General features: G+C 38.7%; 12 protein-coding genes. 9 read left to right on the top strand and 3 right to left on the bottom strand.

Features of this window, described 5'->3' with window-relative positions; all coding sequences use genetic code 11:
• Nucleotides 1–72 precede the first annotated feature (72 nt).
• Nucleotides 73–1,233, top strand: coding sequence for a molecular chaperone DnaJ (gene dnaJ, locus FFR60_RS10460; RefSeq protein ID WP_137664108.1), 1,161 nt, complete (start codon nucleotides 73–75; stop codon nucleotides 1,231–1,233).
• Between the two features lie 89 nt (nucleotides 1,234–1,322).
• On the top strand, nucleotides 1,323–2,306 hold the full coding sequence (locus tag FFR60_RS10455; protein ID WP_137664107.1) for a plasmid pRiA4b ORF-3 family protein: 984 nt from the start codon (nucleotides 1,323–1,325) through the stop codon (nucleotides 2,304–2,306).
• A 70-nt stretch (nucleotides 2,307–2,376) separates the two neighbouring features.
• On the opposite strand, the gene FFR60_RS10450 is transcribed toward FFR60_RS10455, so the two are convergent.
• The 3 genes from FFR60_RS10450 to FFR60_RS10440 form a co-directional block, all read right to left on the bottom strand.
• The gene (locus FFR60_RS10450; protein WP_137664106.1) at nucleotides 2,377–3,111 is read right to left on the bottom strand and encodes a dehydroquinate synthase/iron-containing alcohol dehydrogenase family protein; all 735 of its coding nucleotides are present in this window, start codon (nucleotides 3,109–3,111) and stop codon (nucleotides 2,377–2,379) included.
• Nucleotides 3,112–3,471: 360 nt separating this feature from the next.
• Nucleotides 3,472–6,066, bottom strand: coding sequence for a bifunctional lysylphosphatidylglycerol flippase/synthetase MprF (mprF, locus tag FFR60_RS10445; RefSeq protein WP_371853211.1), 2,595 nt, complete (start codon nucleotides 6,064–6,066; stop codon nucleotides 3,472–3,474).
• The gene (locus FFR60_RS10440; protein ID WP_088932351.1) at nucleotides 6,056–6,778 is read right to left on the bottom strand and encodes an alpha/beta fold hydrolase; all 723 of its coding nucleotides are present in this window, start codon (nucleotides 6,776–6,778) and stop codon (nucleotides 6,056–6,058) included. Before FFR60_RS10440 ends, mprF begins: the two co-directional genes overlap by 11 nt.
• A gap of 184 nt (nucleotides 6,779–6,962) precedes the next feature.
• Here FFR60_RS10440 and FFR60_RS10435 point away from each other — a divergent pair, with 184 nt between their 5' ends.
• From FFR60_RS10435 to xerD, 7 genes are all read left to right on the top strand, one after another.
• Entirely contained in the window at nucleotides 6,963–7,598 is a 636-nt protein-coding gene (locus tag FFR60_RS10435) for a lysozyme family protein (RefSeq protein WP_137664104.1), read from the top strand.
• A gap of 149 nt (nucleotides 7,599–7,747) precedes the next feature.
• Nucleotides 7,748–9,568: a DNA primase gene (dnaG, locus tag FFR60_RS10430; RefSeq protein WP_137664103.1), complete on the top strand. Its 1,821-nt coding sequence runs from the start codon at nucleotides 7,748–7,750 to the stop codon at nucleotides 9,566–9,568.
• A gap of 22 nt (nucleotides 9,569–9,590) precedes the next feature.
• The gene (gene rpoD / locus FFR60_RS10425) at nucleotides 9,591–10,700 is read left to right on the top strand and encodes an RNA polymerase sigma factor RpoD (RefSeq protein ID WP_088932354.1); all 1,110 of its coding nucleotides are present in this window, start codon (nucleotides 9,591–9,593) and stop codon (nucleotides 10,698–10,700) included.
• Between the two features lie 265 nt (nucleotides 10,701–10,965).
• Nucleotides 10,966–12,648, top strand: a complete 1,683-nt coding sequence (locus FFR60_RS10420; protein ID WP_137664102.1) for a cell division site-positioning protein MapZ family protein — start codon at nucleotides 10,966–10,968, stop codon at nucleotides 12,646–12,648.
• An 80-nt stretch (nucleotides 12,649–12,728) separates the two neighbouring features.
• A complete protein-coding gene (locus FFR60_RS10415; RefSeq protein WP_137664101.1) occupies nucleotides 12,729–13,586 on the top strand; it encodes a CvfB family protein in 858 nt (285 codons plus the stop codon).
• Between the two features lie 113 nt (nucleotides 13,587–13,699).
• Nucleotides 13,700–14,155 carry a ferric iron uptake transcriptional regulator gene (gene fur, locus FFR60_RS10410; RefSeq protein ID WP_010744609.1) on the top strand — a complete coding sequence of 152 codons (456 nt, stop codon included), beginning with the start codon at nucleotides 13,700–13,702 and terminating at the stop codon, nucleotides 14,153–14,155.
• Between the two features lie 112 nt (nucleotides 14,156–14,267).
• A complete protein-coding gene (xerD, locus tag FFR60_RS10405) occupies nucleotides 14,268–15,158 on the top strand; it encodes a site-specific tyrosine recombinase XerD (RefSeq protein WP_137664100.1) in 891 nt (296 codons plus the stop codon).
• Nucleotides 15,159–15,172 lie beyond the last annotated feature (14 nt).

The raw sequence follows: 15,172 nt of genomic DNA, 5'->3' as shown, positions 1-15,172 counted from the left end.
TAAGAAAAGTATCGTATCGAATTTGATTGTGATACAATACTAACGATTCTATGAAATTATGGAGGGAAGCCAATGGCTACAAAACGGGATTATTACGAAGTCCTTGGGGTGCAAAAAGGTGCTTCGGATGATGAAATAAAAAAGGCATACCGCAAGCTTTCCAAGCAGTACCATCCGGATATTAATAAAGAAGCTGATGCTGAAGAGAAGTTCAAAGAAATTTCTGAGGCGTATGAAATTTTAAGTGATCCACAAAAACGAGCTGCTTATGATCAATATGGGCATGCTGGTACTGATCCGAATTTCGGTGCTGGAGGCGCTGGCGGTTTCGGTGGCGCTGGTGGCTTTGGCGGAGCAGGCGGATTTGGATTTGAAGATATCTTTGAGTCGTTCTTTGGTGGTGGCGGTTCGCGACAAGCGGATCCTAAAGCTCCTAGACAAGGTTCGGATTTACAATATTCGATCAACTTGGAATTTGAAGAAGCTATTTTTGGTGTGGAAAAAGATATTAAGTATAATCGTGAAGAAACTTGTCATACTTGCAACGGAAATGGCGCAAAACCTGGAACACAACCAGAAGTTTGTCATAAGTGTCACGGTTCAGGCTCAATTAATGTAGAACACCAAACACCGCTTGGTCGTGTGATGAGTCGCCAAACGTGTGATGTTTGTCACGGTACAGGGAAAGAAATCAAAGACCCATGTCCAACTTGTCATGGATCTGGCCATGAAAAACGTCCTCATACAGTTAAGGTGAAGGTACCTGCTGGTGTAGAAGATGGCCAACAAATGCGTTTAGCAGATCAAGGTGAAGCTGGAATCAACGGTGGGCCTTATGGTGATCTTTATGTGGTCTTCAAGGTGAAACAAAGCGATATCTTTGACCGTGATGGTGCGGAAATTTATTACACGTTGCCTTTGAGCTTTGTACAAGCCGCTTTAGGTGATGAGATAAATGTGCCAACTGTTCATGGCGATGTGAAGCTAAAAGTGCCTGCCGGAACACAAACAGGAGCGAAATTCAGACTCCGCGGCAAAGGTGCACCAAGACTTCGCGGTAACACGAATGGAGATCAACAAGTTACGGTAAAAATCATTACGCCTAAAAACTTGAATGATAAGCAGCGTGAGGCTTTACGTGCGTTTGCGGAAGCTGGCGGTCAAACTGTTAGCGAACAAAAAGAAGAGGGTTTCTTTGGTAAAGTAAAGGATGCCTTTGGCGGAAAGAAATAAACTTAGAGGTTCAGTCGATTCAGTATTGATTGAACCTCTTTTTTCTTTTACTATTAGTAAGAGGAGAATAAGTGTTGAAGGAGGTTCGTATGGATAAGCTTGACAAATTGTTGGATCGAATGACAAGAGATATGACGTATTATTTTATCGCTGGAGGACTTGCAGAACCGGATGGACTTATTCGCACAGTGGAATTCTTTTTGAGTTTTATTGATAAAGGAAAGCTTAGTGATAAACTGTTGGATGAAGAGATTGTCGAAGATGCCTTGATTCATCATATGCCAAAACATATGCCGCTATTTATCGACGAAAGCTTTTATGCCTATCAAATTTTATTAGATTTATATAGCGCGCTGTTTCATGAAAAAATTATTACTGAAGAAGAATGCAAAAACATGCAGTATTTTCTTTACCTAAATAAGACCGCTTTTTTGACTCGGATGAGCAATCCTAATTATTGGTCGAAAACTAAATTAGCGATTATGGATGAGTGGCGTGAAGGAAATTTCGAAGTCGAAGATCCATATAATATTGAACATTACGATCTTGAAGAGCCGCCAAAGAAAAATCTTCCAGATAATATTTTAAAATTTCCTAGACAGTATCAAGATGAAAATAAAGTAACGAGTTATTTTGTTCGAGTAGACTTGAAGGGATTCAAACCGCCAATTTGGCGAAGACTTCTGATTCCCGCTGGTATCTCTTACGAACGTTTGCATCGTATTTTGCAAGCTGCTTTTGATTGGGAGGATAGCCATCTCCACAGTTTCTTTGTGGATCGCACGAAAATGATTGGGCCGAATGATTTAGAGATGCCGCAATTTGATGAGAAAAAGCGACTGATCGATGAGGACTTTCAAGAAGGTGGGAAAATCGAATACATCTACGATTTTGGTTGTGATTGGACACATCAGATCGTTGTTGAAAAAGCAGTCTTGGATGATCCGATACAACCTGAATCTGCTGTTTGTGTGAAAGGAAAAGGTGATACACCGCTTGAGGATTCTCGTGGTGAAGAGATATGGAAACCATTTGACATAGCTGAAATAAATATGAAATTGGATTATGAATGAATCGTGATCGATTAACCTTAATACGTTTTATCTGAGAGTCTAGGATGTTCCTTCCTAGACTCTTTATTTTTTAGAAACTTGAAGGGATTCCAAACAGTAAGATAGACCGAATATCAAGATACTGCGAACTCGAAAGCAGCCGTATTTGTTTAGAAAGTGGCAGGTTAGAAGGTAATGCATCAAGTATTTTCTTGTAGTCCAATTGGTGACCGCAGATCCGAGTTTTCTTTCTCAACTCACGGCGAGACGCGTGATCTTGCGAAAGCCCTAATTTGAGCAGAAAAGTTTGTACGGAATTCACTTCTTCAACAGAAGCGTCATTGCCAATATTCGTGTCGATTAAAATCCCGTCCGGTTTTGAAACTACTGATTGTAAATATCTCGCCTCACTATTAAATAAGCAGGCATGTTTTTGTTTTGGAAGCGTAAGTTGGCCTAGCAAAGTAGTGGGTATCTGAATTAATGAAAGACCGCCGCAGTAAGTTGCTGAGACATATCCGCTTAATTGGCAAACTGCTTCATTCCCTAAACCAATAATTCCGTCTGCTTGAGTGATTCCTTGATTAGTTAAGAAATCATAGACTAGACTTGCGGTAGTTGTTGTATAGTGAACTTCGTTTAAAATCAAAGTATGCACTTCAAAATCAAAAATTGTCAGGTATTGGAGGATTAGTGTTCCATAAAGGTCGAAAGTCTCATTGTCACTGATTAAGACAATTTTTTTCTTTGACCAAAGTGAAGCTGCGTAACTGCCGATTGCTGCAAGGGCGTCTGGTTTAATCATAATTTTCGGTACAGTGTTCATATTAATTCCTCCATTTTTTTATTTGCTTAGAACCGCCATAGAAAAAAGCTCATCATAGATTCGAAAATCTACAATGAGCCTTCTAAAACAAAATAAAAAGCCACAATAGATTTTCATCTATGTGGCCGGACAAGTCAGCGTTAAAAGCCTTAGCCATCATAGATACAAACTTAAGTGTTTGCATCCATGAATCATGAATACAAACTTATCTAAAATAGCTAAAGTAAAAATTATTCAGTTGTACAGAGATTAATTGAGTCATAATAAACGCTCCAAACTGATTAGTTTTATATTGTGGTTCATTTTAGACGGATTGCTTGGACTTGTCAATACAAAAAAGCAACTTCGTATTTGGAGTTGCTAATCTCGGAAAATAAAACGACGAAATCCGCGATATTTTTTTTCGCCTTGAACTGGTGCATTGTCGGTGATAAGTAGTGCAATCATGACATATCCGATCCAACTGTCGCGAGAGTATAACACATATTCAGGGAGCCATTCATTTGCGTATTTATCTTTGTATTCCTTCAAACCACCGAAGGAATAGAAGCGTGAACCAAAATTATACACTAAGTATGCGATTCGTTCCTGAGTAAAACTTTTGCGGGAAGTACCAACATTTGCTAAAGGAGCCATACCTAAATCAAAGTACTCGATTCCCATTTCGTCACGCATATATTGAAACAAATTAATGAATAGAAAATCCATTGTTCCGCCTGGAGCTTTTTCAGGACTATGACGCATCAAATCAATTGTTCCTATGTTGTTCGTATACGTTGGCATAAAATTCGCGAAAGCCACGATCTCTTGAGCTTGATTTTTGATCACAGCGATTGGCGCACGTTGCAGGTAATCTTCTGAGAAGAATCCTAAAGAAAAGCCTTTTTCTTTACGACCGCTTAACCATTCATCAGAAATAGCTCGTAACTCTGACATCGTGTCAGCTGAGAAAGGCGGTTTGATGACGTCGAATTGATACCCTTCCTTTAAAACTTTGTTGAAGCTCGCTCGCTGTCCCTTCATTTTTTTGCCGCTTAATGTAAAGTCAGGTAAATGAACATGTGCGCGTTCACCAAACTTGATAAAGTCATATCCAAACTCATGGAGAATCATGACCATCTCTTCACTATTTTCATAGAAGACAGGCAAATAATTATAGCGGTCGACCTCATTGATCAGGGATTCTGTAGCTGCTTCGAAATCGCTTGTTTTCCCTGAAGGATCACCCATTATCAAAATCTTGTTGTTGAAGGTTGATAATTGGAAGAAGACGGTATCTTCCTCGCCATTATTATAATAAAAAACTTTCTTGTCTTTGAGAAAAACTAATTGACTATCAGGATTACCGCCATAAGACTCTAATATATGCTGAACACGCTTCTCATCGACGGCCTCGCCAATTTGAATACGTTTGTTTTTCAAGAATCGGATCATTAATAAAATGATGAAGGCTACGATCAAAATCGCAATGAAACCAACACCCCATATTCGTTCGCTAGGAAACAAAAAGAATTCCGGTAAACGATGACGATGATGAATGTTCGGACTATTATACACACCGATAATGATGTATAAAATTGTCAGACCGCCCATAATAAATCCATCGATTGTCATCCATTCTGCAGAATATACGAGTTGCTCTCTGTATAATTCATTTTTAGAAAAAATAACAAATAATAACAGCAGTGCTAAGAAAAAACCAGTTGAGACACGAAAGCCTGCCAGTAGTGAATAAAGGAAGGTCAGCGTTACAATAAGAATCGTTGGAACATAAGCTCGTTTGACTCGTGCTGAGATCCCTCTGCCAGTAACAATCAATAAAAACCCTAATAAAATTGCCGGAAATACAACGATCACACGTGAGTGAATCGGATTTAAACGCTGCAAGAATGGCAGGCGAATAAAGGCTTCAGGAATCGTTGCAGACAAGACTAGCATGATACCTGTAAAGTAAAGCAGAAAACCCTCGAGTTTATGGGCTAATTCCTTTAAAAGACCAACTGGAATGCCTTTATAACGTGTATTAATCGTTGTACCAAGGTTTTTGAAAAATAAAACCAAACCGATAGCAAATGGAATCAAGTAATAAAAAAGTCTAAATAGCAGAAGCCACGCAACAACCGTTTCTCTAGGTGTACCCAGAGCTGATAAACCGATGATCATCATCAGATCAAAGCTGCCAAGTTCACCAGGGATCATTGAGGCGATCCCGATCACTGTAGCTGCAATAAATAACGGTACAACGTCACGCAGACTAACGTTGATTCCCATTAAAAGCCCGGTAGAAATGAAACTCACTAATACACCGGTCCACTCAAGGAAAGAGGTTCCAATCAATTCTAAGCGATGAGTACTTTTTAAATCACCGAGGTATTCTCCTTTGCCAAAAAGACTTAGACAAAAAACGATTGGAAAATACAAACCGCCTCCAATTAGCCAGATCCAATATTGACGCAAATATTGATTATGATCGTCAAATATTACCAAGAAAAAAGAGATCAACGCATAAATAGATAAGCCGGACATAGTAAAGACTAAAATCTTGGATAACGCTTGGACGACTTTTTTTCCAGAAGATTGCTTGCCATAGAATTCTGAACGTAATCCTGCACTAACAAAACCGCCAAAACCAGCGATGTTATTCAAGGTATTGACTAACCAGCTAGTTTCAAAAATATATCTCTTTTTCGGTTTTTGCTCCAGGATGTTATTTAAAGTAAAGTCGTAACCAATCATGGGGGTTACAGAAACCAATCCAATCAGCGCCATCAGCAAAATATTCCAGATGCTGATCTGGCTAAAAATAGTTGACAGCTGATCGAAGGAAATTGTTTTTGCGATATTTGATAATTCGAATATGACAATAATGATAACTGAAATTAAAAAAATTGTTTTGAACTTATTTAAATGTGCTTTGAACCAATCGACTAATTTAACCACCAAATCACTCCTCATTGATTAAAAATTGTAATACCTCTTGGTTGAAGCGTTTTGGATTTCTTCGTGCGAACATGTGACCTTGCCCCGATACGATGGCAAAACTTGCATTCGGAATCGAACGAGCGATGTACATGGAATGTTGCGTTTTAATAGAATCATGTTTTCCCACAATAACTAAAGTGGGCGCCTGGATCTTGCTAAGATCCTCAGTTGTTAATCCAATGTCCCGAAAAAGCAAACGCAAGATCGGTAAAAAATTTCTCATCCCTGTATCGACAAAAGCACCAATCCAAACAATGGCATACTGAACATAGCTCAAAAAGTGAGGGATAGTCCGCACTCCGCTAGGTACTGTATTTCCGGCATTTAGAATCAGGTGATCGACTTTATCTGGATAAAGTCGCGCAAAAACCATTGCCAAATTGGCGCCATCGCTAAAGCCGAGAAGATCAGCATGATCGATCTTTTCCTGCAGCATGATGGCGGCAAGGTCTCCCGCCATCAATTGAAAACTTGTTTCCTTTTGTGTATTGGTCGAACGTCCATGACCACGGCTATCCACGACGTAAACGCTGAAATGTTTGCTGAAACTATTTAGCTGCTTCGAGAAGTATCTTCCGCTGCCACCATTACCGTGAAGTAAAAACAGTGCTGGACCCTGTCCATATTTTTCATAATAAATTTCTGAACCATCACTCATCTGAGCGATTTTTTTTTCATTTTTCACAACATCACCTACCAGAGATAAGTATACCGATTTTTTTGAGTCTTGCACATTAATTTAATTGTTTAATGAAATGAAAACTTTAGAATGATTAATTAAATATAAAGCTGTCAATTTATGCTTTTAAAAGCTTAGTAGATTCTTGTAGTATGGATAAAGAAAAAAAGAAGATAGATGGGCAGATTTTATGTTGAAATTAATTGGAAAACTTTTAAAAATAATTATTACACTTGCGATCCTAGTGACCTTAGCAGTGGGCGGGATTTTTGCAGTTCGAACATATAAAAGTACACAAACAGTAAATAGTTATCGCAATGAAGTACAAAATTTAGCGGATCAAGCTGGTGTTGGAGAACACACCGATGTTATTTTAGCCATTATGTATACTGAGTCAAAAGGAAAGGGCACAGACTTGATGCAAAGTTCTGAAAGTGCCTATGGCAGCCGCGGAAAGATTATCAGCCAACAAGAAAGCCTTGAAAGCGGCGTTAAACACTTTGCAGATAGCTACAAACAGGCTAAAGCTGAAGGGTGCGATCTTAATACCGCGATTCAGGCATATAACTTTGGAACGAAATATATTCAATATGTTCACGATCATGGCGGAAAGAACAGTGTGGAACTTGCCGAAGAATATTCTCGGGATGTTTTATCACCAGGTTATGGGAATGATCAACAACATACTTACCGTTATATGCAGATGCAATCAGTGTTATACAATGGCGGTTACTTATATCAGAATGGCGGAAATATGTTTTATGCTGAAATCGTTCAAATGAACAAACGCTTCATCACATTGTTCCAAAGGTTTCAAAATAGTTAAAATAATGAGCAGAAAGCTTGTAATAATAAACAAATATGCTAAAATGATACTTGTATAAGTTTGTCAAAAAAATCGCGCTGATCGAAAGATGAATTAGGGCGATTTTTTAAAGCTGTTATTATATTTTTAGGAATTGGGGTGAAGTTTTTTTGGCGCAAAGAATTCCCCAACAAGTTATTGATGAGGTTCGTGAAAAAACAAATATCGTAGAAGTTATCGGACAATATGTTCAACTAAAAAAGTCTGGTAAAAATTATTTAGGATTATGTCCATTTCACGAAGAGAAGACTCCATCATTTTCGGTTGCTGAAGATAAGCAGATTTTTCATTGTTTTGGTTGCGGTAAGGGCGGCAATGTGTATACCTTTTTACAAGAGCTGGAAGGAATCAGTTTTCCAGAGGCAGTTAAAAAAGTTGCAGATATAGAGCAAATTCCTTTAGATATCGAGATTTCGAGTGAACCTGCTAGTCAAACGTCATCCGGACAGCAACAACTGATTGCATTGCATGAGCGAACGCGTGATTTGTATCATCATTTATTGATAAATACGAAAGCGGGCGAGGCTGCATTAGAGTATCTCCATGATCGCGGATTGAGCGATGAGCTGATTGACGAATTCAAAATTGGCTTTGCTCCCAGTCAGAGAGATTTTCTAGTCCAAGTTGCACAGCAAGATAAGGTGAATGCTGATTTGATGGAACGAAGTGGATTATTTATCCGTCGTGATGATGGCAGTTTTAGTGATCGCTTTTATCATCGAGTCATGTTTCCCTTAAATGATTTTCGCGGAAAACCAATCGGATTTTCTGGACGCTTATTAAAAACAAATGATTATCCTGGCGATGATCAACCAAAATATTTGAATTCGCCAGAAACAGAATTATTTAATAAACGGCAAGTTTTGTTCAATTTCGACAAAGCGCGAAATGAAATCCGTAAGCAAGGTGAAGCGATTCTTTTTGAAGGCTTCATGGACGTGCTAGCTGCTTGGCAGGCTGATATCAAGATTGGGCTAGCTTCGATGGGAACTAGTTTGACCGAACAGCAAATCGCAGCGATTGAGCGTGTAACAGGGCAGGTAGTGATTGCATATGATGGCGATGATCCAGGACAAGCAGCGACGGATCGCGCACTGACGATTTTAGATGCACATAGTCGTTTAAATCTAGCAACCGTTACTGTACCAGAAAAACTTGATCCAGATGAATATTTGCGGAAATACGGTGTGACCGAATTGCAAAATTTATTGCAGCATGGTCGCCAAACACCTTTTGCGTTTAAAATGCAGTATCGTAAAAAAGGATTGAACTTAGAGAATGAAGCGGATCGGTTAAACTATTTAGAAATCGTTATGCAGGATTTGGCAAAAGTTCAGTCACCTGTTGAGCAAGATATGTATCTAGGTCAACTAGCGAATGATTTTCATTTGACAAGAGAGAGCTTGAAGCAGCAGTTGCAGATGGTTCGACAAACGCTTCGTACTGAACGACGTCAGCAGCAAGCACCAGTTTCTCAAGTGCCGATTCAGCCTGTTCAGAAAGTGTTGACCAAAGAAGAGAAAGCCGAACGAATGTTGCTGTTTCGCAGTATGAATGAAAGCTCAATACGTGAACAGTTAGTTCAAACGGATTTTCAATTTATTCATGATCAGTATCAAGAATTGCTTCTTTACCTAGATAGTTATATGATGGTTCATGGAAATTTTGTTTTAGCGGACTTCCTGAACTATTTAAAAGAGAATGAGATGAAGCAGTTAGCCATCGACATCTCTATGATATCCATGTCAGAAGATAGTAATGAACGAGAAATCTATGATCTGATGCGGGTAATTTCCCAATCGGGCATTGCTGAAGAAATAAAACAACGACAAAAAGAGCAGCTTGAGGCCAGAAAAAGCGGAAACCAGCAGCGAGAATTAGAATTGACTGTTCAGATTATCGAATTGACGAAACGCTTGAAACAAGCCTAGAAGTGAAAGGGGCATTTATTTTATGGCAGATGTAAAAAACAAAAAAGAGTATGAAAAAGCTGTAGCGGCCTTCATCAAGGAAAAGAAACCACTGGGACAAGTGGTTTATGATGAGCTAACGAATCGTTTAGCGACTCCTTATGAATTAGGTGCAGAAGCAATGGATGTGTTGATCCAAAAAGTTGAAGATGCTGGTGTCAGTGTTGTCGATGAAAACGGGGATCCCTCTAAAGCTAGTTTAAAACAAAATGAAGAAACTGCGAAAGCCGCACAAAAAGAAGATTTATCGGCCCCAACTGGTGTCAAGATCAATGACCCAGTTCGTATGTATTTAAAAGAAATCGGACGCGTTTCATTACTGACCGCTGAAGAAGAAGTTGAACTTGCCCTGTTGATCGAACAAGGTGATCAAGAAGCCAAACAACGTCTAGCCGAAGCAAACTTACGTCTAGTTGTAAGTATTGCAAAACGTTACGTTGGACGTGGTATGCAATTTTTAGATTTAATCCAAGAAGGAAATATGGGATTAATGAAGGCTGTTGAAAAATTTGATTACCGAAAAGGGTTCAAATTCTCAACTTATGCCACTTGGTGGATACGTCAAGCAATTACCCGTGCAATCGCTGACCAAGCACGCACGATTCGTATTCCAGTTCATATGGTGGAAACTATCAATAAATTAATTCGTGTACAACGTCAATTATTGCAAGATTTAGGACGCGAACCAACACCAGAAGAAATCGGTGCTGAAATGGACTTGCCTACAGAAAAAGTTCGTGAGATTTTGAAAATCGCTCAAGAACCTGTTTCTTTGGAGACTCCGATTGGTGAAGAAGATGACTCGCATTTGGGTGACTTCATCGAAGACCAAGAAGCAACTAGCCCTGCTGAGCACGCTGCATCAGAAATGCTGAAAGAACAATTAGAAGACGTGTTAGACACATTGACTGATCGTGAAGAAAACGTGTTACGTTTACGTTTCGGTTTAGATGATGGCAGAACCCGTACTTTGGAAGAAGTCGGACGTGTCTTTGGGGTTACCCGTGAACGGATTCGTCAGATTGAAGCGAAGGCATTGCGTAAATTACGTCATCCGTCACGTTCAAAACAATTGAAAGACTTTCTAGAATAGATTTTTACTCTCCTCGGGATGCTTCTCGAGGAGTTTTTTTATTTATCAATTTAATAGAAGAATAGTGCGTGATAAAATTGCGAACAAATTGCATAATAAAAATTGATATATTAGCGATAAAAAAATAAAACTCTAATAGAAATAATACCCATCAAAAGTCAAATGGATTTTATTATTTTTGGTTAATTCACTCGAAAATTGCTTGGAACATCCCTAAACATATGATAGATTAAAGCATATGATTGAAAAAAAGGAGCCGATTTCATTGCAAAAATGCCCTAACTGTGGTTTTGAACCCATCGAAGGATGCACGACTTGTCCGAAGTGTGGCTTTTCATTACAGTTGAACGATCGAGAACATATTGAAGATATTAATGATAAAAATGACACGATAGAATGGTCAGAGCTAGCTGACATGCCTATTGAATCTGTGCAAAAAATGTTTAAGGATAACGAGGATAAGATGAAAGAAGAAAATTCAAAAGAAACGAATGAAGAAACTCCTGAAATGAATCCGATTTTGGCAGAATATATTCGTGAGCACAAAGATGATCAGGACAAAACAGAAAAGAATGAATCTGAGAATGCAAATGAAGCGGACTCTGTTGACAATGATGAAATAGAACAGGATTCAACTTTAGAAGCCGAAGGTCAAAGTTCTGACGAATCTGTAAAAAGTTCAGAGGCTGAATCTGACGAGCTCTCAGATGAAAAAGCTTCTGAAGTAGGTGGAACAGCCGAGTTTGATCCAATCCCTTTCGTTGAAGAAGAAGTTTCATCAGAAACTCCCGAGGTAGAATCAATCGACTCTGAAAACACAGCGGAAAAAAATGAGGATTCTGGGGAAGAAGATATTCCACCAGAAACCCCTCAATTTTCAGAAGAACCGCCTAAAAAGAATCGTAAAAAACTTTACATCACTTTAGCAGCAATTGCTGTTTTAGGAGTAGGCGGCGGCTATTATTATCACCACGAAAAAGAAGTGGAAGCACAGCGTATTGCGACTGTTAAAAAAGAGAACAAAGAACTTGATTCAATTGAAGACAGTATCGCGAGCTATTATACAGATGACAAACAGATTTTTCTTGCTAGCGATAAAGTCACTCTCAACACTAGTAAAATTGACGAAGAATTGTCTCGATATAAAAGCAATAAACGTTACGATGATTTGAAAAAGAATTATAATGAATTGGTCGATAAGCAAAAAGCTGAGCAGTCGGTCAATCAGTTATTTACAAGTGCTGCAATTAATGGAAATAAAATTGTTGATAAACCACTATTAAAAGCTGCAGAGCCAATAGACTTATCAATCAATACAGGTGACAAAGAGTTTGATGACTTAATGAATCAGGCTATTAACAATGCGAAGGATCAATATTCGAAGTTTGAAGCTGCTAAAAAGGCTGCCGACGGTTTATTGAAAGATGGTAATGTAATCGAATCAGTTACTCGAGATCAGTATAATACAGCAAATAATGCTGTTAAAGCGGTCGCAAATCAAGCGTTGGTTCAGTCGCAAAAAGATGAATTAAGCAAAGTTGATCAAACATTGAAAGAAAAAGAAAAGAAAGCCGCTGAAGAGAAAGCTGCTGCAGAAAAGGCAGCTCGTGAAAAGGAAGAACAAGAAAAAGCTGCTCAAGAGGCACAAAATAAAGCTTCATCAACTGACAGCAATAATCAAGCAGGCGACACAAGCAGCGATGCGTATGCTTGGGCTCCCGGAGTTAAGGAGAAAGTTATTCAAACTTGTATTTCTCGTGGTTATATTGTAGAAGGCGGCTATAGCTTGGAACCAGTGAAAGTTGAAAATGGTGAAGGCTACTATAACTTGTACGCTACTTCAAATCGAGCATCCTTAACAAAGGGATATTCAGACTCAGACTTGCCGATGTATTTGGTAACAATCAACTGTAAAACTGGTTGGTTTAAAGGCGATGGATCAAATTAAATTAGGACATAGAGGCTGGGGAGATACTGTCTTCCCAGCTTTAATAATGATATAAGATATTTTTATAAGGAGTAATAATTATGAATGAACTATTAGGACAAGTTTTTACCGGATTAATTATCGATGAGAATGAAAGTATGTATCTGGTACAAAAAAATGGTGTAACCTTCCACTTATTGAAGGATGAAGATGAATCTCATGAAGTCGGAGAATCGGTTGAGGGATTTGGCTACGTGAATCAAAAGAAAGAGGCTATCTTCACGACAAAAATCCCACAGATTCGAATTGGTCATTATGCTTTCGGTGAAGTAACAGACGTTCGCCGTGATTTAGGTGTATTCGTGAATATTGGTTTAGCTGACAAGGACATGGTCGTATCATTGGATGAAATGCCAAGTATGAAAGAGCTTTGGCCCAAAAAGGGTGATCGCTTAATGGTCAGTATACGAGTTGATGAAAAAGACCGGATGTGGGGTGTGTTAGCTGACGAGGCTATCTTCCACTCTCTAAGTCGTGCCGGAAATGCAGAAATGCAGAATGAAAACAAAAAAGGCACGATTTATCGATTGAAAGTTGTGGGGTCCTATCTAATTACTGAAGATTTTTATATCGGCTTTGTTCATCCATCTGAACGCTACCTAGAACCGCGATTGGGTGAAGTAGTAGAGGCTCGTGTTATCGGAGTTCGTCCAGACGGTGTTTTGAATATGTCATTAAAGCCTCGCAGTCATGAAATGATCAGTGATGATGCTGCAATGATTTTAACAATGTTGGAAAGAAATACGGATCATAAATTACCTTATTGGGATAAGTCTGCTCCTGAAGAAATCAAAGAAGCATTCGGCATCAGCAAAGGTCAATTTAAGCGTGCGATTGGTCACTTATTGAAAGAGAAGTTGATTGAACAAACTGAAGGTGAGATTCGTTTAAAAAGCTAATTGAGAATGTCCTTGCATAAATAAAGGTGATAAACTATAATAATTCTAAGAAAAACAGTAGAGTTCTTGCTGCTTGTTTATAATTATTATAAAATAGATAGAGGAGGGTTCTCTTGAACGCAATCCTAGCCTTACAAAAAACAAAAAAGCAACTTCATGATTCTGGATTCAAGTTGACGCCCCAGCGTGAAGCAACCGTTCTCGTTTTATTGGAAAATGAAAAAGACCATTTATCGGCCGAAGAAATTTATTTTTTAGTGAAAAAGAAAAGCCCTGAAATCGGCTTAGCAACTGTGTATCGTACTTTAGAAATTTTAACCGAACTGCATATCGTCAATAAGATTAGTTTTGATGATGGATTGGCGCGTTATGATTTACGAAAAGAAGGTGCTGAGCATTTTCATCATCACCTTTTGTGCCTAGAATGTGGGAATATCGAAGAAATTGAAGAAGATCTTTTAGGCGATGTGGAACGAGTAGTAGAATCACGTTATCACTTTTTAGTAAAAGACCATCGTTTGACTTTTCATGGTATTTGTCAGAGTTGCCAAGAGAAGAAAGATGCGTAAACTTCTTAGTTAAATTGGATTAAGTTATAATTAATTTATATAGTCCCTTGCAAAGATACGTGCTATCATTTCAAGGGACTTTTTGTTATGATAAAGCGAAAGTGGTGAAAACATGGATGAACAAATAACGGAATATTTACATTACTTATCGATTGAACGTGGTCTTTCAGAAAATACACGTATTAGTTACCAAAGGGACTTGCAGCAATACTTGTCCTTTTTGACTGATCAAGGTGTATCTGAATGGCAGGCGGTTGATCGTTATATGGTTGTGTCTTTTTTGACAAATTTAACTGAAGCCGGTAAAGCATCTACTACGATTACGCGAATGATTTCTAGTTTGCGTCGTTTTCATCAATTTTTACGCCAAGAACGTTACACGGACCACGATCCAATGCAGCATATTGATAGTCCAAAGAAGGCCCAAAAGCTTCCCCAAACACTTTCATTAGCAGAAGTAGAGCGTTTGATTGCTGCGCCAGATACCACGACTGATTTAGGAATTCGTGATCGTGCAATTTTGGAAGTGATGTATGCCACTGGACTAAGGGTAAGTGAACTTATTGGACTAAGACTTGGGGATATCCATTTGGAAATGGGGCTCTTGCAAACTGTCGGTAAGGGTGATAAAGAGCGGATCGTTCCATTAGGAGATTATGCGATTCATTGGCTAGAACGTTATCTGGCAGAAGTTAGGCCCATATTAACTAAAAAGACACCAAATGAAACATTTTTATTCGTTAACAATCATGGTCATGGACTGAGCCGACAAGGTATATGGAAGAATCTGAAACAATATGTTATCAAAGCAGAGATCATGAAGGATGTTACACCTCATACTTTGCGGCATAGTTTTGCGACACATTTACTTGAAAACGGAGCGGATTTGCGAACGGTTCAAGAACTTCTAGGTCATGCTGATATATCTACAACACAGATTTATACTCATATCACTAAACGGCGAATGACCGAAGTGTATAAAGAGTTTTTTCCGCGTGCTTAACAGGAGGAGAAAGA

Source organism: Enterococcus hulanensis (genome assembly GCF_005405485.1).
Lineage (GTDB): Bacteria > Bacillota > Bacilli > Lactobacillales > Enterococcaceae > Enterococcus_A > Enterococcus_A hulanensis.
The sequence above is the reverse complement of the archived record's forward strand: the minus strand, read 5'-3'. Positions and strand labels throughout refer to the sequence as shown.